This window comes from Brevundimonas staleyi (assembly GCF_041893865.1).
GTDB classification, from domain to species: Bacteria; Pseudomonadota; Alphaproteobacteria; order Caulobacterales; family Caulobacteraceae; genus Brevundimonas; species Brevundimonas staleyi.
This window is the reverse complement of record NZ_CP169082.1, coordinates 3,852,760-3,874,399: the sequence shown is the minus strand read 5'-3', so window position 1 is coordinate 3,874,399 and position 21,640 is coordinate 3,852,760. Positions and strand designations below refer to the sequence as shown.

The 21,640-nt window shown below is 68.0% G+C and carries 18 protein-coding genes; 12 read left to right on the top strand and 6 right to left on the bottom strand.

Annotation, left to right across the window (positions count from 1 at the left end; translation table 11 throughout):
• Window positions 1-10 precede the first annotated feature (10 nt).
• The 4 genes from ACETK8_RS19430 (at window position 11) to ACETK8_RS19415 (ending at window position 3,996) form a co-directional block, all read left to right on the top strand.
• Complete coding sequence (locus tag ACETK8_RS19430) at window positions 11-574, top strand: hypothetical protein (protein ID WP_374037469.1); 564 nt, start codon at window positions 11-13, stop codon at window positions 572-574.
• Window positions 575-770: 196 nt separating this feature from the next.
• Window positions 771-1,892: an FkbM family methyltransferase gene (locus ACETK8_RS19425; protein WP_374037468.1), complete on the top strand. Its 1,122-nt coding sequence runs from the start codon at window positions 771-773 to the stop codon at window positions 1,890-1,892.
• Entirely contained in the window at window positions 1,892-2,791 is a 900-nt protein-coding gene (locus tag ACETK8_RS19420; protein WP_374037467.1) for a hypothetical protein, read from the top strand. Before ACETK8_RS19425 ends, ACETK8_RS19420 begins: the two co-directional genes overlap by 1 nt.
• A gap of 89 nt (window positions 2,792-2,880) precedes the next feature.
• Window positions 2,881-3,996, top strand: coding sequence for a class I SAM-dependent methyltransferase (locus ACETK8_RS19415; protein WP_374037466.1), 1,116 nt, complete (start codon window positions 2,881-2,883; stop codon window positions 3,994-3,996).
• Between the two features lie 47 nt (window positions 3,997-4,043).
• Here ACETK8_RS19415 and ACETK8_RS19410 read toward each other — a convergent pair whose 3' ends face one another.
• Together ACETK8_RS19410 and ACETK8_RS19405 are read right to left on the bottom strand one after the other, a co-directional pair.
• A complete protein-coding gene (locus tag ACETK8_RS19410; protein ID WP_374037465.1) occupies window positions 4,044-4,724 on the bottom strand; it encodes a hypothetical protein in 681 nt (226 codons plus the stop codon).
• Between the two features lie 106 nt (window positions 4,725-4,830).
• Window positions 4,831-7,269 carry a glycosyltransferase gene (locus ACETK8_RS19405; protein WP_374037464.1) on the bottom strand — a complete coding sequence of 813 codons (2,439 nt, stop codon included), beginning with the start codon at window positions 7,267-7,269 and terminating at the stop codon, window positions 4,831-4,833.
• Between the two features lie 235 nt (window positions 7,270-7,504).
• On the opposite strand from ACETK8_RS19405, the gene ACETK8_RS19400 reads away from it, so the two are divergent.
• Window positions 7,505-10,153: a glycosyltransferase gene (locus ACETK8_RS19400; protein WP_374037463.1), complete on the top strand. Its 2,649-nt coding sequence runs from the start codon at window positions 7,505-7,507 to the stop codon at window positions 10,151-10,153.
• Here the strand turns inward: ACETK8_RS19400 and ACETK8_RS19395 are convergent.
• Window positions 10,134-10,850: an SAM-dependent methyltransferase gene (locus ACETK8_RS19395; RefSeq protein WP_374037462.1), complete on the bottom strand. Its 717-nt coding sequence runs from the start codon at window positions 10,848-10,850 to the stop codon at window positions 10,134-10,136. The two genes, ACETK8_RS19400 and ACETK8_RS19395, sit on opposite strands and share 20 nt — an antisense overlap.
• 335 nt (window positions 10,851-11,185) lie before the next feature.
• Here ACETK8_RS19395 and ACETK8_RS19390 point away from each other — a divergent pair, with 335 nt between their 5' ends.
• The 6 genes from ACETK8_RS19390 to ACETK8_RS19365 all read left to right on the top strand — a co-directional run bounded on the left by ACETK8_RS19390 (window position 11,186) and on the right by ACETK8_RS19365 (window position 17,391).
• Window positions 11,186-12,787: a hypothetical protein gene (locus tag ACETK8_RS19390; protein ID WP_374037461.1), complete on the top strand. Its 1,602-nt coding sequence runs from the start codon at window positions 11,186-11,188 to the stop codon at window positions 12,785-12,787.
• Between the two features lie 174 nt (window positions 12,788-12,961).
• Window positions 12,962-13,252 (top strand): hypothetical protein, encoded by a 291-nt coding sequence (locus ACETK8_RS19385; RefSeq protein ID WP_374037460.1) that lies wholly within the window; start codon window positions 12,962-12,964, stop codon window positions 13,250-13,252.
• 9 nt (window positions 13,253-13,261) lie between these two features.
• Window positions 13,262-15,115 carry a GspE/PulE family protein gene (locus ACETK8_RS19380; RefSeq protein ID WP_374037459.1) on the top strand — a complete coding sequence of 618 codons (1,854 nt, stop codon included), beginning with the start codon at window positions 13,262-13,264 and terminating at the stop codon, window positions 15,113-15,115.
• Entirely contained in the window at window positions 15,108-15,782 is a 675-nt protein-coding gene (locus tag ACETK8_RS19375) for a class I SAM-dependent methyltransferase (protein WP_374037458.1), read from the top strand. Before ACETK8_RS19380 ends, ACETK8_RS19375 begins: the two co-directional genes overlap by 8 nt.
• Window positions 15,779-16,990 (top strand): type II secretion system F family protein, encoded by a 1,212-nt coding sequence (locus ACETK8_RS19370; RefSeq protein ID WP_374037457.1) that lies wholly within the window; start codon window positions 15,779-15,781, stop codon window positions 16,988-16,990. Before ACETK8_RS19375 ends, ACETK8_RS19370 begins: the two co-directional genes overlap by 4 nt.
• Window positions 16,987-17,391, top strand: coding sequence for a type II secretion system protein (locus ACETK8_RS19365; RefSeq protein WP_374037456.1), 405 nt, complete (start codon window positions 16,987-16,989; stop codon window positions 17,389-17,391). Before ACETK8_RS19370 ends, ACETK8_RS19365 begins: the two co-directional genes overlap by 4 nt.
• A gap of 4 nt (window positions 17,392-17,395) precedes the next feature.
• On the opposite strand, the gene ACETK8_RS19360 is transcribed toward ACETK8_RS19365, so the two are convergent.
• Genes ACETK8_RS19360 through ACETK8_RS19350 form a run of 3 tightly spaced genes read right to left on the bottom strand, consistent with a single transcriptional unit; the run spans window position 17,396 to window position 20,994 of the window.
• Window positions 17,396-19,765, bottom strand: a complete 2,370-nt coding sequence (locus tag ACETK8_RS19360) for a secretin N-terminal domain-containing protein (RefSeq protein WP_374037455.1) — start codon at window positions 19,763-19,765, stop codon at window positions 17,396-17,398.
• A gap of 30 nt (window positions 19,766-19,795) precedes the next feature.
• On the bottom strand, window positions 19,796-20,281 hold the full coding sequence (locus ACETK8_RS19355) for a hypothetical protein (protein ID WP_374037454.1): 486 nt from the start codon (window positions 20,279-20,281) through the stop codon (window positions 19,796-19,798).
• A complete protein-coding gene (locus tag ACETK8_RS19350) occupies window positions 20,278-20,994 on the bottom strand; it encodes a hypothetical protein (RefSeq protein WP_374037453.1) in 717 nt (238 codons plus the stop codon). The genes ACETK8_RS19355 and ACETK8_RS19350 overlap by 4 nt, the downstream gene beginning before the upstream one ends.
• Window positions 20,995-21,138: 144 nt before the next feature.
• Here ACETK8_RS19350 and gspG point away from each other — a divergent pair, with 144 nt between their 5' ends.
• Complete coding sequence (gene gspG / locus ACETK8_RS19345; RefSeq protein ID WP_374037452.1) at window positions 21,139-21,636, top strand: type II secretion system major pseudopilin GspG; 498 nt, start codon at window positions 21,139-21,141, stop codon at window positions 21,634-21,636.
• The last annotated feature ends 4 nt before the right edge of the window (window positions 21,637-21,640 follow it).

The window sequence follows — 21,640 nt, the reverse complement described above, 5'->3', positions numbered from 1 at the left end:
GGGGATGGCGATGCCGAAGACTGTACTGAGCCGATCACGCGGCCGGGAGGCGGGCGCCTCCGGCCTGGTTCTCGCAGCCGTTCTGGCGTTCGCCGGATCGCCCGTGCAGGCGGGTCAGGCGGCCCAGGCGCCGCATCTGGCGCAGCCGCCGTCCGGCCCTTACCGGCTGGCCTACACCTTCACCTCGCCGACCGAGGTGGGGTTCATGGATCTGGCTTCGCTCGAGCGGACGGGCGACGTGGTCGAGGGCTGGTCGCTGAACCTCTTCAAGGATCCCTACCGGCCGGACTACGCGCCGGTGGCCGCTACAATGCACTGGTCGCGGATGAGGATCGACTGCGCCGGCCAGACGGCCCGGTTCACCCGCGGCGTCGGCATGGTCGACGGAGCGCCCGCCTTCGACGTGCCGATCGAGATGGAAGACACCCCCGTCCAGGACGGCTGGGTTCTGGACGAGGCCTACGCCTGCAAGGGCGAGGCGCCGGCGCGGCCGGTGGTCGAGAGCCTTGAGGCGGCGATCGAGGAGGCGAACGCGATCATGACCAGCGACGCCTGGGACGCGGCCGGGTCCTGAAGGCGACAGGTCGCGCGAAAGTCGTGTTTCGCCGCCGCTTCGCTTGAACACCATGTTGAAATCGAAGCGATGCTCTATAAGGGCGTGATCGTTGTGAGGGGGCTTCATGGACTTCGCCAAAGGCGCCGATTGGGGCGTTCGCCTCTTCATGGGTCGCGAGCCGCGGCCCGCGGATGCCAGACTGGCGGAGGGATGCGTGAGCGCGGAAATGCTGCGCTCGCGTCTGCTGGCGAGCGACGAGATCGCGCGGGGGCTCGAGCTTGTCGGTGCGTTCCAGGCGGATCCCCAGCCTGAGCCCCAACTGGACTGGGAAGACGGGCTGCGCTGGACCTATCGTCTGGCCCTGAGGCGCGAGGCCTCCGACGACGATGTCGCCATGCACGCTCCACACGTCAGCCGAATGGCCGATCTGCGTCGGGTCTTCACGAGCCGGGAGTTCGAATCCGTATCGGCAGACGCCCTGATCCTGGCCGATCTGGATGTCGCCCGGCAGTTCGCGCCGTTCGCCAGCGCGCCGGTCGGCGCGGACTCGTTCCGGAACTTCGTCGGCGCCGAGACGCGCCTGTCCTTCCTCGATCCCTCCCTGGCCTGGAAGGCCGGTCAGGTCGAAGGCATCACCCGCCCTTCACAGCCCGGCCTGCATGGCCTGGCGGAATGGATCGGCTCCCTGAGGTCCGTGCTGGACGCCAAGGATCGTCTGGTCGTCATGGAACTGGGCGCCGGGTGGGCGCCGTGGCTGGTGTCGTGCGCGCTGGCGGCGAAACGTCGCGGCATCGACGACCTGACCCTGATTGGGGTCGAGGGCTCGGCGGAACACCACGGGTTCATGCGCCAGCACTTCCTGGACAACGGCCTTAACCCCGACGCCTACGAACTTCATCACGCCGTCGTCGGGGCCGAAGACGGCGTCGCCTACTTCCCCAAACTGGCCGACCCCACCCTGGACTACGGCGCCTTCGCCGCGTTCGAGGACGGCGAACAGGGCGCGGCCGCCGAGCGCGGGATGCTGGAAGAGGTGCGCTGCCTGTCGTTGGCCGGCCTGCTGGAAAAGGCGGGCCGCGTCGATCTGATGCACATGGACATCCAGGGCCACGAACAGGCCGTGCTGGAAGCGTCGATGGACAGGGTGGACCGGCACGTCCACCGCGCCATTATCGGCACCCATTCGCGCAATATCGACGGCGCCCTGCTGGACCTGTTCTCCAGCCATGGCTGGCATCTGGAATATGAAAATCCGGCCAAGGTGCTCCAACGCCCCGACGGCGGTCTGCATTTCGTCGTCGACGGCGAGCAGGTCTGGTTGAATCCGAAGGTCTGATGACGTCCGACGCCCCCACGCCCAAGGCTCCGGCCATCACCCTGATGCAATCGGCGGACGCCTTCCGCTACGCCGAGATGCTGGCCGCGACCGCCCGGACCGTGCGTACCTACGCCGAGGCGCGCGGCTACGCCTACGAGCAGTTCCAGGGGACGAAGTATGGGGTCCACCCCTGGCACGCCTGCTTCAACCGCATCTTCATGCTGGCCGAGATGGTGGAGCGCGGCGTGACCGGCTGGGTCTGTCACATGGACGCCGACGCCTGGATCAACGATCTGTCGTTCGACCTGGCCGGCTTCCTGGCCGACAAGCAGGACGCGGCGGCCGTGTTCACGCCTTCGGGTTCGTCCGATGAGTGGTGGGACGTCAACGACGGGGTCTTCCTGATCAATCTCGACAGCCCGGCGGCACGGCGGCTGATCGCCGACTGGAAGGCGGCGACGCTGCAGGCCTGGCCGCAGATCGCGCACCACAGCAACTTTCCGCCCGGCGGACCGGACGACCAGTCTTTGCTGCACATTCTCCTGGCCGAGGGCGACTACAGGGCGCATGTGCGGCTGGACGACGGTCGGGTGATGAACACGCCCGACGCCCGGTTCATTCGCCAGCATCTGCGTTCCCTGTCCGCGACCTTCGCCATCCGCCTCGGGCGGATCCGCGAGGCCGTCAACGCCGTGCTGAGCAGCCATACGGTTCACGGAACCGACGACCTGGCGCGCGCGATGCAGACGGTGGAGGGGCTCTATCTCGGGATCCTGAACCGCCCCGCCGATCAGGGGATCGACAATCCTTATGTGAGGACCATTCTCGATTCCGGCCTGCGGGACGGTGTCGAACTGGTCGCCGGCTACCTGATCGACAGCGGCGAGTTCCAGTCCTCTTCCCGGGGCGCGGGCTGAGGGCGCGGGTTTTCGGCCGACCGCTATGGAAGCCTAGCCATTGGTTGATTATGTAAGATTGCATCGCATTGCCGAGTAGAGGTTCCCGATTGCCTGACGCCGTGCCCAAGCTCGTCGCCGACGCCTCCCCGCAGGCGACGGCCGAGGATATCGACCGGTGCTACCGGCACTATCTCGGTCGCGAGCCTGACGGCGGCGGCCGGGAGTCGTGGCTGGCGCGCGTCGACAAGGGCATTTCGCTGGACGAGATGCGCAGCCATTTCGTCGGCAGCCCCGAGTTTCACGCCCGCACGCCCAAGGAAAAGTTCGCGGCCCTGAAACCGCTGGGCAAGGGCAGACCCATGGTCTTCTCTCTGGCGGACGTGGAGACGGTGGCCGCAGGCCTGCACGTCGAGGGCTTCCGCGAACAGATCCAGGGAGGGACGTTCAGACTGCCCGAGGGGTTCGACAAGACGCTGGACCCGGATTCGCCCGCCTATCACGAACAGCAGTTGGCCCTGTGGCGCGCGATCACCCTGCGCGGCGGCTATGACGCGGCGAAGGACGAGGACACCCCCGAGATCTCGGACCTGGACGCCATTCACCGCCCGGCCTTCTATGCCCTGGGCGACGCGGACCTGGCGGGCGAGCACCTGATCGCCCTGGGCCATATCCTGAAGCTCAGCGGTCTGAAGAGCGGCGCGCGGGCGCTGGAATACGGCGCCGGCTTCGGCCAGATCGCCCTGGCCTTCGCCCGGCTGGGGGTCAAGGTCGATACGGTCGACATCAATCCCCGGTTCTGTACCGCCGTGGCCAGCCTGGCGCCGCGCTACCGCGTGGATCTGGCGTCACATGTGCAGTCGTTCGGCTTCAACCCGGCAGGCCGCCCGGACGCCTACGACCTCGTTTATTTCTACGAGAGCTTCCACCACTGTCTGGAGTTCAAGGAGGTCATCCCCAAGCTGGACGAACTCCTCAAACCGGGCGGCAAGATCATCATGGCCGGAGAGCCGGTGATGGCGAAGCCCGCGGCGTTGTTGCCCTATCCGTGGGGTCTGCGGATGGACGGCGAGAACGTCACCGTCATGCACAGGCGCGGCTGGATGGAGCTCGGGTTTGAGGAAGGCTTCCTCTACAGCACCTTCAAGCAGTTCGGCTTCAAGGCGACCAAGCATGTCCTGCCGGGCCTGCACTACGCCACGGCCTACGTATTCGAGCGCGAGTGATCGGTCCTGAATAGCGCCCTGCGGTCGTCAAAGACCCGAGGCGGCGATCACCAGGCCCAGTCTGGGACGTCGAGGTCGGCAAGGTCTTTCTTGATCATGTCGACCCGCTGCTGGATCGTGAAATTCTCGCCCCGGAAGGCTTGGCGCAGGAAGGTCGAGCTGTAGTCGTTGAAGAAGGCCGGATCGACGATCCTGAGACTCTTCGCCAGATAGTCGTTCTCGCGCAGGATGCGTTGCAGGCGAGGCTGGTCGCTGGGCACCGCCTCCCATTCCTCGGCCGCGGCGAGCTCGGCTTCCGGCGTGGCCATGAAGTCTTCGTACCAGCGGTCGATGATCTCGATCGCCATCGGATTGGCCAGATCGATCAGGAAGGCGCCGTCGTTGATGTCCCAGCCGTGGCCGTCCACGCCGCCGGGCCGCACGACCATCGACACCTCGCCCAGGCTGTCGAGATAGGCGCGAATGTCGAAGGCCTGGTCGTAAACGTAGGCGTCGGCGTCGAGGTAGAAGACCCACCCCTTGTAGCCGGCCAGGATCATCTCCTTGAGGATCAGGATCCGGTTGAAGCAGGCATGCCAGGGGAAATAGCCCCGGCGGATGCCGAGGTAGAGCGAATAGCCCATGCCGTGACGGGCGGCGTAGGCCCGGTTGGCCACGCCGCTGACGTGGATCATCTCCGCATAGGCCACCGGGTCGGCCGATTGCAGCATCAGGATTTCGCGATCCACTGGGTTCCTGCCTTCTGTCTGGCGCGTCTGGCGGCGCCTGTTCCGGTTATCGGCCAATCCGGGGCCGAAGCCCAGAGCGGAGGTTGTTTCGCACGCCCTCGCGACACTAGAGGTTCAGGCGGCGGGCCTCCGCGAGATTGGGCAGGTCCTCGAACGTCAGGGCCTCGGTGAAGGCGACGCGGGAGGCGTAGTCGTCCTCGCGACAGATCATGAAACCGATCAGTCCGACCGAGACCACGCGGGTGTCCACGCCGCCGGTCGTGACCGAGAAGTCCTCCTTGGCCGAGCCCCAGATGCCGACATGGAGCGAGCCGGACGCGTAGTCCTGCGGCGGGACCGTCATCGGAATCCACTGGGTCGTGCCGCGCCCCAGCGCGCCCGTGCGGGCCGGCACGCCGTTGAAGCTGACGATGTAGTCGGTGTCTTCCGTGCCGAGGCCCAGAAGGCCCACGTAGAGACGCAGCGGGCCCTCGACCTGGTCCAGGTTGAAGGTCAGCGTCCCGCCGCCCGGCTTGGTCCAGGTGCCCCAGGCGTCCGGCTGGGACCAACCGGTCCCGGTGCGGAAGACCTCTGGCGAAACCATCCCGGGGGCGATGGAGGTCGCCTCGTTGCGGCGCATCCAGTGATAGTGGCCCAGGTCCGGACGGGGATGGACCATCGGACGGTCGGCATGCTGTCCGAACCATTCGCCGATCTGATCGCTGATCTCGCGGCCGAGGTCGGCCCAGGGGCGGGGCTGGAAGCCCGTCTCGATCCGTACTTCCCGCGAGCGGCGATACTCGCGGTCGAACATCAGGCGTTCGAGCGAGAACATGAAGGCGCCCTGGTCGCCCAGGGGGAAGAAGTCGGCGAAGTCGCCTCCGGCTTCCGGCAGGGACGAGGCGTCCGACAGAAGCGCCGCCTTGCCGTAGCTGAGGGATTCCGTCACCGGCAGACCCCAGCCCTCGTAGCTGGACGGATAGATGGTGAAGGCGCAGGCGCGGTAGAGGTTGGCGAGGTCCTCGTCGGCGACCTTCGAGACCATCTTCACCTTGGAGCGCAGCTCGGGGTTGCCGTCGAGCTGGGCGAAGACCGTGTCGTTCAACCAGCCGCGGTTGCCCACGCAGACCAGGGGCAGGACGTCCTTGGCCGGGTGATCCTTGAGCAGCTGCAGCCAGGCCTTGAAGGCGTTGAGGTGGTTCTTGCGCGACTCGATCGTCGACACGAACAGCACATAGCCGCCCTCGGTCAGGCCGTACCGCTTGAGCGTCGAGGGGATGGGGGTGGCGATGGTCGCCTTGCGGAAGTCGGCGTCCAGCCGGACGACGTGAACCTGGTCCGTGTCGAGCGTGTAGCCCAGGGTCTGGGCGACCGAGATAAGGTCGCGCTTGGACGCCTCGGAGTTGGTGAAGAAATAGTCCGCGTGGGAGAAGACCCCCATGGCCCAGCTGATGAAGTCCTGGGTCAGCGGCCGGGTGCAGTGTTCGGGCGTCATGATCGGGATCATGTCGTGGACGAACGGAATGTAGTGGATGCCGAACCGCTCCTTGGCCTCGCGGACGTGCAGGAAATAGTTCTGGAGCCACCAGGAAGTGCCCAGGTTGATCAGATAGGCGCCGCGAGCGAAGTCGAACGCCTCGCCCAGGTCGATCTCGACCGTGAGCTCCTCCAGCGCGTCCAGCCACTCCGGCTCGGCCATGTCGCCGTTGGAGCGCGCCAGATCGCTGAGGCGCAGGAAGAGATCGGTGGGCACCTCAACCCAGTGGTCGCGGGCGCTGGAGAAGGAGCAGACCGACACGTCGAACCGCAGGTCCGGTTCACGCAGCAAGCCGGACACCACCTCGATCTGGACCCGCTGGATGCCGGTCGGAAGGCGGGCGTTCTTGAAGTAGCCGACCAGGTCGGAAATATCGAAGACCAGATGGACCTCGGCCTTCTGGCTTTCGATCATCGCGCGAAGTTCGTCCTGGGCCTCGGCGCCGGCGCGGATCGCGTTTTCCAGCTGGGCCAGGCGCTCCTGGTCGCCGTCGATCTGCGCGATCGTCGACAGAAGGTTGGTCACGTCGACCGGAGCGTCAGCCTCCTTCTTGCGACGCGAGACCGGGCGACGGCGGGCCTTGCTGGCCGCCTGCACGACTTCGCCGAGGCGGTTCTGGTCGATCTCGACGCCGCGCAGCGACAGGCTGCGAAGCTCGTCCAGGGCGTAACGCAGCGAGGGATCCAGTTCCGCCGCCTGCAGATAGTAGGCCCCGGCCTCGTCGATGGCGCCCTGAAGCTTCCTGAGGTGGCCGATCTGCAGAAGAGTGTCGGCGTTGGTCGGATCGAGGCGGAGCGACTGGTTATAGGCCTCGCCCGCGCCGCCATGATTGCCACGTTCCTTCTCGGCGTGGCCCAGCTGGACCCAGAGGTCGGCGCGTTCGGGTTTGGCTTTCAGAACCTTGCGGTAGGCCTCGGCCGCCGTGGCCCAGTCGCGCCTGTCGCGCGCCGTGTCCGCTTCGACCGACAGTCGCGCGATTTCCTTGGCCTGTTCGGCCTTGCGCGACTTGAAATTCAACAGGGGATGCAAGGCGTATCTCCGACGGGCATATCCAGGCGAGCGCCGGATCGACGCGTCTGCCCCGGACAGACGCCTAGTGTGACCCAAGCCTGCAAGTCAACCGCTCCAACCCAGACGGGCCGGCCACAAGCGCTACGGTTGACGACCTGCCGGTTGAACGGCCAGACTCGCGACTGCATGGCTTTACCGGCGACGCGTCGGCGCAAACGGCGAACCGAGCCCTCACCCTGTGCCGGAGTTCCGCGTGACCGCCACTTCCCCTCAGCTTGATCGCGAGGCCATCCAGCGCCTCTACGAACTGGTGCTCGGGCGCACGCCGGAAGCGGAGCATGTCTACGACACCTTCAGGGACTGTACGGTCGAGTTCGCCCTGACGGTCTTCTTCGACGGTCCGGAGTTCGCCGACGTCGTCCGACGCGAGGTCGGACGGCTGACGCCGCCGCGGGGCGGCTTCTATGACGCTCCGCCAAGCGAGGGGGTTCGCGCCTGGGTGGTCGAGACCCTGTCGCTGACGCCGGAGGGGCGCGAGGCCGTGCTCGCCGCCGCCAGCTGGGCCCAGATCTACGACCGTCTGTTCGACGATCCACTCTTCATAGAATCCACCGGGCTGGGCGAACGGCCCTGGACGCCGCATCAGCGCCGCGCGCTGAAGGCCATGGCCTCCACTCCGGACGGGAGCGCGCGCAAGGCCGAGATCGAAGAGATCCATCGCGGACGGGTCCGGGGCTGGGTCGTGGACGCCGCCGACCCCGGGACGCCGGTCGCGGTCGAGTTCTGGCTGGACGACGCCTTCGTCGCGGCGACGACCGCCAACGCCTTCCGGCGGGACGTTCAGGACGCCTACGGCGGATCCGGCATCGCGGGGTTCAGCTGCGACCTGTCGATCCGGGGGCAGAGGACTTCTGGCGGGCGGCTGGAGATCCGCGATGCGGAAAGCCGTCGCATCCTCGTGGCGGCGGATCTGCCGGACTATACGCCGCCGCTCGAGCCGCATGAATCCGTCCGGTCCGAACTGGTCCAGGTCCGGTCCGTGCTGGAGCGGCTGGAGGCGGCCCTGCCGGCCCTGGCCAGCCGACAGGGGTTCTCGCTGTCGGACTATCCAGACTACCACGAGGCCTTCTATCGACCGACACGCCCGGACGACCTGGCCATCGCGCCGGGAGAGACGGCGGTCGCCGCTATCGTCGCCGATGTCACGGGCGCCTCGGCGGGACAGGTCGAGGATCTGGTCTGGAGCGCCGTCCGCCAGATCGCGCCGGTCACCGGCCTGCATCTTCATGGGGCGGCGGACTATGACGAGGCGCTGCTGCGGGATCTTCAGACGCGGATCGACTGGTCAGGGACGTTGGCCGTGCCGGCCGCCGACTGGTTGAGCCTTCACGCGACCCGCATCTCGGCGCTGGACAAGGCTTCAGGCGAGGTCACGATCCTGGCGGGCGCTCCCGGCGTCCTCGCCCCTGACGCCGTGCATCGTCTGGCCGAGGCCCTGACGCAGGACGACGCCGGCGCCGCCTATGCCGACGACGATCGGCTGGAGGGCGACGAGCCGGCCGATCTGGCCGCCCATGTCCATCCCCGGTTCAAGACGGACTTCGATATCGATTGGCTGAGCCAGACGCCTTTTGTCGGCGACTGTGTCGCGTTCCGGACGGACGCCCTGCGGCCCCTGATCGGTCTGGACCACTTCGCCTCCGCCCTGGGGCCGGCCCAGGCGGTGCTCCGGCTCGCGCGACAGGGTCAGAAGATCGCCCACGTCCCGCGTGTGCTGTGGAGTGGTTGCGACGCCGAGGCCCTGGACGCACCGACCTGGCCCGAGATCGTGGCCGGCATCCTCAGCCAGGTGGAGGGGATCGTCGTCGAGCCCTACAGCGACGACCTGGGCTGCGCTCCGACCGGCGCCGCCCGGATCCGACGCGCCGTCCCGGAAGGCATCACGGCCACCGTGATCATTCCGACGCGCGACCGCCTGGATCTGCTGGCGCCCTGTATCGACAGCCTCGAGGCGGCGCGGCCGATGAACCGGACGGCCATGGATCTGATGATCGTCGATCACGAGAGCAGCGATCCGGAGACGGTCTCCTGGCTGGAGGCCATCCGGGAGCGTCCCGACGTGCGGGTCGGGGGCCATCAGGGCCCCTTCAACTGGGCGTTGATCAACAATCTGGCGGCCGCGACCTCGACCGCCGACGTTCTGGTCTTCCTGAACAACGACACCATGGTCCTGAGCCGCGACTGGCTGGACGAACTGGTCGCCCAGGCGATGCGGCCCGAGGTCGGGGTGGTCGGCGCCCGCCTTCTCTATGAGGACGGGACGCTGCAGCACGGCGGCTTCGTCGCTCGCGATCGGGTGGAGCACTATCTGAGCCACGACGGGGTCGGGCTGCCGGGATCGGACGCCGGCTATCTGGACCGATATGCCTTCCTAAGGCGTAGTGTCGCGGTGACGGGGGCCTGCATGGCCGTCCGTCGCGAGGTGTTCGAGACCCTGGGCGGGTTCGACGCGGCCCGGCTGGCGGTCGAGGGCAACGACGTCGATCTCTGCCTGCGGGCTCAGGCGGCGGGGTTGGCCGTGCTCTACAATCCGCACGCGACTCTTTATCATCTGGAATCGAAGAGCCGGGGCTTCTCGCGCGACGGCGCGGCCCGGCAGGCGTCGATCGCCGCCGGTCGGATCGTCTGGGATCGGTGGATGGAGCGGGGCTTCGGCGTCGGCGACTACAACCCGCATTTCGACCGTGAAGCGCGGCCCTTCGCCCGCCTCAGGTCGCCGACGATCGGCTGGCCGGAGCCTGTGGTTGCCCCGCCCGAGCCCATCCCGGCCGAGCCGGACCCCTCGTGGGCGGCCCGGCTCCTGTCCATGATCCGAAAGTCCGTCAGCGCTCCAGGGGCGTGATCGCCAGCGAATCCAGGAAGGCCTGACCCGGCAGGGCCCAGGAGTCCCGGGCCAGCACGTACCAGCTCAGGCCGCCGTGGTGATGCCAGCCGCAGCGGCGGCCGTGCAGGCCCGCCTCCCGGATCAGGGTCTCGACCCGCTCCGGCGAATGGATGACGCATTCCGGATAGACCCAGCTGGCGGTTTCCGGATCGAAGCCCCCCTCGGTCCCGACCAGCCAGTTGGCCAGCACCAGTCCGCCCTCGGCCAGGGCGGGCCGGAAGGCGTTCAGGGCCTGACGCCCGGCGGCCACACCCGTGTGAGAAAAGATCGACTGGGCGATGATGAAGTCGAACTGCTCGCCGAAGACCGAGCAGTCGTAGTCGGCGTTGTGATCGAAGCGGGGCGACTTCAGGCGACGGGCGTCCTCGCCCAGCTCGCGCGCGAAGCCCTCCTCCACCAGCCAGGCCTCGGGCTCGATGCCGAAATAGCCGCCAGCCTTCAGATAGGGAATCAGCAGCCGTCCCAGGCGCAGCGAGCCGCAACCCAGGTCCAGCACACGGTGACTGTCCCTCAGGCCCAGCATGTGCAGCAGGGCGAACTGGGCCGAGGACATCAGGTCGAAACGGCCGGGCGGCCCAACGAAGGCCCGGTAGTGGTCGGCCCCGGCGTGCAGACCGGCGGCCTCCTCGACCGAAAGGGATCGGATGTCCGTCACGCCTTATTCCTCTCACAGTTGCAGCGACGCTGCCCATAACATGGCGGCGTGCGGGCGTAATGGCCGCCGGTCGCCCGTTCGTCTATGTCCGGCATCGGTGATTTCCCCTGACAACCGAACGAGTTACGCAAAAGCATCACATTCGTCGTTTTTTTCGAGTCGAAAGGATCGAACCACGTTAGAGGGCCCCCGATAGGGCGGAAATGAGGTTGACGTCCTTCCCTCCATCGTCCAAAACGGCCACTGCCAGAGGGCGGGAGAGACCAGTTCGGTCTGGCCTGGTTCCTGTCATGGCATTCGACTCTCGCCCTTTCATGGACCTTTTGGGGGACCAAATGACTAAGACTCTTCTGCTCACCGCCGCCGCTGTGACCGCCCTGGTCGCCGCCGGTTCGGCCCAAGCCGGCTCGCTGTCGGCCCGCGCCGGCACGGCTCCGATCGCCGTTGCTCCGAACAACCCGTACAAGCTGGCCCGCGAACTGAACTTCGGTTCGGGCGTGCAGGGTTCGGTCGGTCAGTTCGACACCATCTTCACCTTCAACAACGCTCTGGCCGCCGGTTCGTACACCGTGACCCTGGCCTACTCGGGCGCCACGATCACGACCGCTCTGCCGACCACCACGGTGAACTCGGCTGGCGCCGGCAACGTCGGCGGCGTCGACACGACCAACGCTCTGGGCTTTGAAGTCGCCTCGGCTGCCGGCGGCAACGGTCCTTCGCAACTGACCGTCACCAGCCAGACCTCGACGCAGATCACCTTCGCTCTGCAGATCCCGGCCGGCAACACCGTGACCTCGATCTACGCCTCGCCGGCCATCCTGGTCACCGGCCCGATGTCGGTCACCGCCGCCGTCACCAACCAGGTCACGGGCGCCGTGGTCGATCCGGCTGTCATCCAGCCGCTGATCACGACGAACAACCAAGCCTTCGCCGCTCGCACCAACCGTGCGATCACGGCTGCTGACAGCAACGCCTTCAACGGCGGCGCTGGTCTGGACACCCGCATTGCCGAAGGCGCTGCTCCGGTCTTCACGACCCTGACCAACCCGGGTCAGATCGGTCAAGTTGACGTCGCCGTCGCCGGCACCGTCGCCTTCGACACGATCGTTCAGCCGGCCGCCGCTTCGACGGCCGTCTACCGCGACCTGAACGGTTCGGCCGTGACCCTGGCGGACGTGACCTCGGCCACGATCAACGTCACCGGCATCTTCACCGGCCTGACCTCCACGGCCAACGACTCGGCCGGCGGCCCGATCGCCGCCTCGGCGATCACGTCGCCGACCGCCACGTCGCGTCAGGTCGTCGCTCCGGGCGGCGCCAACATCGGCACCACGACCTTCCTGGTCAACCCGACCGGCGGCGCCGGCGCTCCGCAACTGCAACCGTCGGACTACGACGTTTCGGTTCAGCTGGCTCTGGCCTCGGGCTTCGCCGCCCCGGCCGCCTTCACGGGCACGTTCGAAACCATCCAGACGGACGGCTTCTCGTACATCATCCCGTGGGTCGCCTCGCAGACCCAGTCGGGCGCTTCGGGCAACCAGTCGGTCATCCGCGTCTCGAACATCCGTGCTGACGCCTCGACCGCCGGTGGCCGCGTCTACGTCCAGGTCTACAACCCGTCGACCGGCAACGCCGGTCTGTCGGCTGGTCGTTCGACCTTCATCGGCACCCTGGGCACCTCGGGCGAGCTGGTCATCACCAGCCAGTCGCTGGAAGCCGCTCTGGGCAACTTCGGCCGCGCCGACCTGCGTCTGACGATCGCCACGACCGCCACCACCGGCAACGCCCTGCCGGGCGCAGCTCCGGTCGGCGCCTCGACGATCGTCGTCAAGCGTCTGATCCAGACCTCGAACGGCGGCCTGACGGAAGTCGAGATCGTTGCTGGCGACGCTTCGTCGGCCACGAACCTGCCGGTCAACCAAGGCGTCAACTACTAAGAACGAAACGGCTCACGCCGTATCGTGGGGAAGGGAGGGCTTCGGCCCTCCCTTTTCTTTTGCGCGAAGCCCAACGCCGCGCCGTCCAGGCCATCGAATGGTCGCGGGGCGTCGCCAGGCTGTTTCAGGCGCGTTTTTCCGCTATCACTGCGGCCTACCTAGAGGGCTCTCCATTTGGATCAGATCGAAAACCAGACCCTGTCCGGCCGCGTCATCGTCGATGACCAGACCTTCACCGACTGCCAGTTCAAGAACGCCGAGGTCGTCTATACGGGCGGCACGCCGCCGGCCTATGTCCGCTGCGGCTTCGAGGGATCGCGTCTGGTGTTCGAAGGTCCCGCCGACAGCACGCTCCAATACCTGCGCGCGCTCGCCGCTGCGGGGCCCGAGTTCCGCGCCGTCGTCCTGTCCCTGATTCCCGAACTGACGGGCCAGTCCGCCGTCGCCGCTCCGGCCAACGACTGACGCGAACGCATGGCGACGATCCGACAGAGATCTCCCGAAGCCGGACTGCCCGGCGTCGATCCCCGTATCAGCCCGACCGGCCCGTCCGTCGAGGAGCCGGGCGAGGCGGTGACGATCCGTTTCGCCTCCGCGCATCGGCGTCTGGGCGAGATCCTGGTCGATCGGGGCATGGTCAGGCCGGCCGATGTCGCCAACGCCCTGACGCTTCAGGCCCAGAACGGCGGCCTGTTCGGCCTGAACCTCGTGCGTCTCGGCGCCCTGTCCGAGGCCCAGCTGCTGGAGGTTTTGTCCGAACAACTCGGCCTGGCCATTCTCGCGCCTGAAGACAGCCCCATGCCGGATCAGGTTTCGGCCCTGCTGGCCGAGATCCGGTCGCCTCTGTCTTGGTGGGCCGAGCGCGAGGCCGTCGCCTGGCGGGAGGCTGCGCCGGAAGATGCGCCGGACGCCGCGCCCGGCCGCATTCTCTGCGCCGCCGTCCAGCCGCTCGATCCGCTGCTGGCCGAGCGTCTGGGCCAGAGCCTGAACGAACCCGTCACCTTCCTTCTGGCCCAGCGCGCCCTGATCGAGGGCCTGACCCAGGACGTCGACGCCGATCACGCCGCGACGGTCGATCTGGGTCTGGGCGGGGCGGGGGCCGATGCCGCCCGCCTGCGCGAACTGGCCCAGGAAGCCCCGACCATCGACTTCGTCAACGCCGTCTTCGCCGAGGCCCTGACCCGGCGCGCGTCCGACGTCCACGTCGAGCCGTTCGAGGACCGCTTCCTGGTCCGGATGCGGATCGACGGGGTCCTGTCCACGGCCCGCGCGGCGCCCCGCGCCAATTTCGACGCCGTCTGCTCGCGCATCAAACTTCTGAGCGGCATGGACATCGGCGAGCGCCGCCTGCCGCAGGACGGACGTCAGTCCATCCGGGTCTCCGGCCAGGAAGTCGATCTGCGCGTTTCGACCCTGCCCTGTTCGTGGGGCGAATCGATCGTCCTGCGTCTGCTGGGCAAGACCAGCCGCCTGCCCGAACTGCGCGAACTCGGCGTCGGCGCGGAACAGGAGCGGACCCTGATCGGTCTGGCCGAACAGCCGAACGGGGTCTTTCTGATCACCGGTCCGACCGGCTCCGGCAAGACGACGACCATCTATCGCCTGCTGACCCACCTGAACGACGGCGAGCGCAAGATCATCACGGTCGAGGATCCGGTGGAGCTGGACCTGCCGGGCGTGATCCAGGTGCGGGTCCGGTCCGACATCGGCCTGACCTTCGCCGCCGGCCTTCGCTCCATCCTGCGTCAGGACCCGGACGTCATCATGGTCGGCGAAATCCGCGACCCGGAAACCGCGCGGATCGCGGTCCAGGCCGCACTGACCGGCCACCTCGTCATCTCGACCGTCCACACCAACTCCGCCCTCGCGGCCGTACCGCGTCTGCTGGACCTGGGGGTCGAGAACTATCTTCTGGCCGACGTCCTGCGCGGCGTGGCGGGCCAGCGTCTGGTCCGTCGCCTCTGCACCGACTGCTCGCGGCCGTCGACGCCGGAGGAGGCCGAGCTCCATGAAGCGGCCCTGCCCGACTATCTGAAGGTCGTGGTCGCCGGGGTGGCGGCCAACTGGCACGAGCCCGTGGGCTGTTCGAAGTGCGGTCAGAGCGGCTTCCGGGGCCGTGTGGGCCTTTACGAAGTCGCACCCGCGACGCCGGGGATACTCGCCGGCCTTCGCTCCGGCGCGGAGGAGGATCGCCTGACCGAGATGGCGCGCGCCGACGGCTTCCTCAGCTTCGGCGACGACGGGCTCTTGAAGGCGCGCCGCGGCGAGACCACCCTCAGCGAGGTCTACCGCGTGGCCGGTGCGGTCGAGGATCTGGACGATGCATAGCGGCTACTACGACCTGGAGGCGGTGGCCGAGGGCGTTCGCGACGGCGCCCACCGTCAAATCATCGGCGGCCTGTGGGACGAGATCGGCGATCACCAGATGGCCTTCCTGAAGGCCCAGGGGCTGACGCCGAACGACCGGCTGCTGGACGTCGGGTGCGGGTCTCTGCGCCTGGGCGCCCGCGCCATCGCCTATCTCGACGCCGGCCGCTATTTCGGCACCGACATCTCCGAGACCCTGATCGACGCCGGCCGCGCACAGGAGCTGGACGACGCTCTGCGCGCCAGGGCGCCGCGAGACCATTTCGCCGTCAACGACGATTTCGATTTCGGCTTCCTGCCCGAGCCGGTCGATGTGGCCATCGCCCAGTCGGTCTTCACCCACCTGCCGTTCAACCATCTGCGCCGATGCCTGGCCAGGCTGGCGCCCCATATGGCGGTCGGCGGTCGGTTCTTCGTGACCTATTTCGACTGCCCGGAGGACGCGGATCTCTACCTTCCGCGCCGGCAGGAGCCTGCGGGCGTCGTGACCCACGACTATCAGGACCCCTATCACTACCGGATGTCGGATCTGGAGCGTGCGGTCGACCGGGCGCCCTGGCGCTATCAGCCGATCGGGGACTGGAACCACCCGCGCGGCCAGCAGATCTGCGTCTACGTCCGGACATGACCGACACCCTGCCTTCGTTCGCCTACGAGGCGGTCGGTCGCGACGGCCAGGTCTCCAAGGGTGTGCTGACGGCGCGCGACGAGGCGGCGGCGCTGAGGCGGTTGAACGGCGACGGGCTGACGGTCGTGCGGATCAAGCCGGCCGTGGCGACGAAGGCGGCGGGCAAGAACCGCCATCTGCAGCCGGGTGAGCGGGTTCTGGTCCTGCGCCAGCTGGCCCTGATGCTGGAGGCCGGGGTGTCCCTGCTGGAGGCGCTGGAGACGGTCGCCCAGGGCATGCAGGCGCAGAAGGGGCGAGCCGAGTTCCTGGCCGCAATCGCGGCGCTGCGCCGCGGCGATTCCCTGGGCACGGCGCTGGAGACCCACGTCACTGGCTTCCCCTTCTACGTCTACGCCATGGCCCGCGTCGGCGAGGCGTCCGGCAAGGTGGCGGAGGTGCTGAAGGAGGCGGGCGAGCAGATGGCCTATGACGACCGTCTGAGGCGCGACTTCTCCAACGCCATGACCTATCCGGCCTTCCTGGGTCTGGCGGGGCTTTCGGCCGTCGGGTTCATCTTCACCCAGGTCGTGCCGCGCTTCGCCACCATGGTGGGCGAGGATCGCTCCAATGTGCCGGCCATGTCGCGCTGGGTGCTGTCGGCGGGCGAGTTCGCCAACGCCAATCTCGGCGTCGTCGGCATCGGCATCGCCGCCCTGGTCGCCCTGATCGTGGTCATCGTCGCCAATCCGGCCTTCCGGGCGCGGGCCTATACCCTGGCCCACGGCGCGCCCGTGGTCGGCGGGGTGTTGCAGGCGCGCGAGATCGCGTCCTGGGCGCGGCTGACGGCCTTCGCGCTGAACAGCGGGGTGCCGATCCTGTCGGCCGTGCAACTGGCCAAGGCGACCGTGCCGATCGGGCCGTTCCGGCAAGGGCTGGATCTGCTGGAAGGCGACCTGCGGGCCGGCCAGACCCTGGATCAGTCCCTGGGCGCCCATACCTCGCTGGAAGCCATGGACCTCAGCCTGCTGCGCGCGGGCCAGAAGTCGGGCGCGGTCGGGGCGATGTTCGGCTTCATGGCCGACAACTACGAGGGGCGTTTGCGCGACCGGATGAAGCGGATGACCGCGCTTCTGGAGCCCGCAGCCATCGCCTTTATCTCCATCATCGTCGGCTTCGTGGCCCTGTCGCTCGTTCTGGCCTTGTCTAGCGTCTACGAAGGCGTGGTGTGATCCGGCGCGGGCGCGAGGGGTTCAGCCTGATCGAGGCGCTGGTCGCCCTGGCCATCGCGGCCATGACCCTGACCGCCATCTTCGAGCTGCAGATCCAGATGGCGCGGGGCCAGCGTCGCGCGGCTGAAGCGCTGGATCAGGTCGCGGCGCAGGAAAACGCCCTGGCGATGCTGTCCAGTCTGAACCCGATGGAGCAGCCGTCGGGCGATATCCGCATCCCGAACGGCGACACGATCCGCTGGACCTCCGTGGCCCAGGGCCAGCCGGTGAGGGCCGCAGCGTTCCCGACCGGCGACGCCGGCTATGAGGTGCAGCGGTTCACCGTGACCGTGCAGATCGAGCGACCCTCGGGCCGGTCGCCCGGTCCCCTGGTCTTCGACCGGGTCGGCTGGCGCGGCTGACGCCTCAGGGCTGGGGCGGGGTCACGACCACGACGGGCGGGGCCGGAGCGTCTCCCACCACGACGACCGGAGCCGGCTCGGTCGCTACCGGCAAGGCCGTGTCAACGTCCGTCTGGCCCGCGCGTGGGCCCAGGCGCGGCAGAAAGGGCGGTCGTTCCGAGGCGCGTTCCGCAGACGGAAGGTCGAAGCCGATTCCGCGCACGCCGGGACCCGCCGAGAACGGGGTCAGGGTATAGGACCAACCCCGACCGGTGCGGAAAGCCGCGTTCATGTCGCGCGAATAGCTGTTCGCCAAGTCCGCCATGTCGTCATCGTTGCGGATGATTCGAGGCGTGATCAGGATCAACAGTTCGGTGCGGTCGCCGTCCACGGAATTGGTCTGGAACGCGGACCCCAGCAGCGGGATGTCTTTCAGGAAGGGGATGCCGACATTGGACTTGCTGTAGTTGTTCGACACCAGACCGCCCAGGACGCCGGTCAAGCCGTCGGCGATGGAAATCTGGGTCGTCAGGCTGCGATTCAAGATGGTCGGGCTGGCGATGCCCGCCGGGGCTGCGCCGGCAGAGGAGATTTCCTGGCTGATCTGGATATCGACCCGGTCGCCGTAGACGGTTGGTTTGAGGTCCAGGATGACGCCGGTCTGACGGTATTGGATATTCTGAAGAACGTCGGTGCCGCCGCCGCCGATGGCGGTGTTGGTCGCTCGCTGGGAGGCCAGGATCGGCACGTCGGTGCCGACCTGGAAGCGGGCCGACCCGCCTGATCGGGTCACCAGCTGCGGGCGCTGCAGGATATTGACCTTGTTGTTGGAGGCCGAGGCGTTGATGGCGGCGCGGAAATCCGGGCCGACGAAGGTGGCCAGCAGGCCGTCGCCGCCGATGTTGAGGCCTTCGGTGCCGCCCGACCAGACGCCGTCGCCGCGCGTCGCACGCCCGAACAGCTCCACCCCGATGTCCGTACCGTCAGTCAGGGTGACTTCGGCGATCATGACCTCGATCACGACCTGAGGGGCGGGCACATCGAGCGTCTGCAAAAGGGTGCGAAGCTGGGCGTAATCGCTGGCCGTGCCGGTGAACAGGATACGGTTGCCGGTCGGGTCCGTGATCAGCCTTCCGCCGAGGAACTGGCCCGAGGTGCTCCCGACGCCCCTGTTGTTCTGCGAGGTTGCGGCGGCCGTCGTGGAGGAGGCCGCGCCGCCCGTCATCCCGGCGAGAGGATTGGATTGCTGGGCGACCCCGCCCGGCACGCCGACCGGCGGTTGGATGGCCGAGGTCGTCGGGGCTTGGCCCATGGCCAACTGTCCCAGCGATTGGGCGTCGGTGTTGCGCACCTGATAGACGAAGGTCGTCTGCTGGGCGCCCAGGGCGGCCGGTTGGTCCAGGGTGTCGACCCAGAAGCGGGCGCGATCCAGAAGGTCCGGGTTCTCCGAGAAGACCAGGATCTGATTGGCCGCAGGGAAGGTCAGGATCGTGATCGCACGCGTGATGCCGATCTGGGTGCTGACCACATAGCCTTCGGTCGACAGCGCCTGGTTCAGGGCCTGGCTCAGAGCTTCGGCATTCAGGAAGACCGGTTCGACACGCAGGACGTCGGCGCCCGCGAAGCGGGGTTGGTCGATCTCGCGCAGGGCGCGGGCAAGGGCGGCGACGTCACGGCCGGAGCCGGACAGGATCAGGCTGTTGGAAGCCGAATCCGGCGTGACGCGAACGCCGGACAGCTGCGGATAGAGGTCGGCCAGCAGGGGCTGCAGCGCGCTGATGTCGATGGATTGGACGGTGAAGAACTGCACCACGCGGCTGGCGTTCGGTTGGGGATCCCGGCCGCGGATCACCTGGCCGCCGCCCGGCGCAGCGTCGGGCGAGCCGATGGTGATGTAGTTGCCGTCCGCGTAGACCTGAATGCCGTACTGGGCCAGGGCGCGCTGCGTCAGGCGGAACAGAGTGCGTTTCGACACCGTGCCGCCGGTTCCGCCGGCGATGACTTCCTGGCGCGAGGCGACGTCGGGGCTGACGGTGTAGGGCAGTTGCAGGACGCCGCCGAAGACCGTGGCGATGAACTGGCCCATCGGCTGGGGCGCCAGGGTGGTGTCGACCATCTCGTCGGAAACGAGGGCGTCGATCTGGGCGTCGGTGACCGGAGGGCGACCCTCGGGCCGGGCGCCGACGTTCGACGGAATGCGCAGGGTGTCGCGACGTCCCTGGGTCGGGGCGTTGTCCGTGGAGGCCGTCTCCTGATCGGCCTCCGCTGGAATGCCGGTCGGATCGGCTTGCGACACCGAGGTCGTCAGGGTGGGGAAGGTCGCGGCGCAGCCGGCCACCAGAACCAGCGGCAGCAGGCAGACCGCCAGTTTCAACGATCTTGCGTGGTCAGACATCACGGTCGCCAATGGCGCTTCTCCCAAGTCTCAGCCGAACAACCGAATCACCCGGATCTCCCGATCCTTTCGCAGGGTGACGGCATCTGCTGAAATTTCACTTATCCGCCAATCCCCGAAGCGGTCGCCCACACTCATGACGACGATTTGCGGCCCCGACGCGGCAGGATTGCGGACAAGCGCGCCCAGTCGATCGGTCTGGGGATCGCGATTGATGCCCAGAAGCGCCGCCTTGAAGGTGACGGCGACGTCCGGCGGCGGCGGAGGAGGGGGCGGTGGAGGCGGCGGTGGAGGGGGCGGCGGCGGTGGAGGCGGGGGCGGATCCGACCGCAGGGTCGAAAGGAAGCGCACCGCTGCGGCCGTGCTTTCGCCGGGACGCAGGGTCAGGCCGCGATCCTGAGGACCGCCGACGCCGCGCGTGACGCCGGGCGGCTCTTCCGGGCGGCCGGGGAAGGCCCAGCCCAGCACCAGGGCCAGGGCGAGCACCAGAGGAACGAAGATCGCAGCCCACTTCATCGTTGCGGCCCCGTGTCGAACATGCCGTTCGTGGCCGCGGCCCGCGCGGGCTGCGACTGGGCCGCCGATACGGCCGGAGCCTCCTCGTCGCGGGTCTCGACCGTCACGGGGAAGGCCAGGCCGATGCGGACGGTGCCGGGCGACAGCTGGCCGGCGATCCCTTCCATTCCGGGAGGGACGGGCCGGACTTCGTAGTTGAAGCGGGTGACCCGGAAGCCTTCCGGCCAGCTGGAGAGGATGTCGAGGAAGCGGAACACGCCCCGCCACACCAGATCGGCCTCCACCTCGGCGCCGAGCCAGGTGGTGGAACCCTCGTCCTCGATCCCGCTGTCGACGGTGATCTTCAGCCGGGTCAGTTCCGCCGTATCGGCGGCCTGTTTGATGCGACGCTCGATCAGGACGCCGGCGACGGCGGGGTTGGTGGCGTCAAAGCCCCAGTCCTTCATGTCCTCGACCGCCGTCACGTCGGCGGCCGCGGCCGAGACACGACGGGCGGCGGCGCGTTCCAGGCGTGCGGCCGAGCGCTCGGTCAAGGCGTCGACATAGGCTTCTTCCTGGGCGGTGCGCCAGTCCAGGGCGGCGATGGGGGCATAGGCGAGGGCGCCCAGCACCAGTCCGCCCAGCAGCACCCGCTCGCGAACCGTGGTCCGGGCAAGCCGCTCGGTCAGGAGCGCGCTCCTGACCCTGACCCATGCGGCGATATCGGCTGGCAAGCCCTTCAATGGCGATCCGTCATGCTTCGCTGCGCGCCGGTCGCCCGCAATTCGCATCGACCGTCCCCTGAGGCTGGGGTATAGCAGCCGACCGGGGAGCATAATAGCCTTCCACTTTCAGTACGGTCCCTCACGCCGGTGCTCATGAATCGATTCTCCAAAGCGTTCGAAAAGCTGGCCGCCTCACGTCGGCGTCTCCAGCGTCGTCCGGGTTACAGCCTGCTCGAAATTCTGGTCGTTCTGGCGATCATCGCCCTGATCGCGGCGGTCGTGGGGCCGCGCCTGTTCGCCCAGCTGGATCGGTCCAAGACCCAGACGGCCCGGTTGCAGATCCGCTCGCTGGAAGCCGCGCTGGAGACCATGCGTCTGGATATCGGTCGCCTGCCGACCGAGCAGGAGGGTCTGGCCCTCCTGATCCGGGCCGATCCGCAGACGGTGTCGGGCTGGTACGGCCCCTATCTGGACCGCGATCTTCCGTCGGACCCCTGGGGTCGTCCCTACATCTATCGCCCGCCGGCGGCGGATGCGACCGGTGCGCCGGGCGCGCCCGACCCCAGCCCCCAGGTGCTCAGCTACGGCGCCGACGGGACCGAGGGCGGCCAGGGCGTCAACGCCGATGTCACCTCCGATCAGGCCCGCTAGGCGT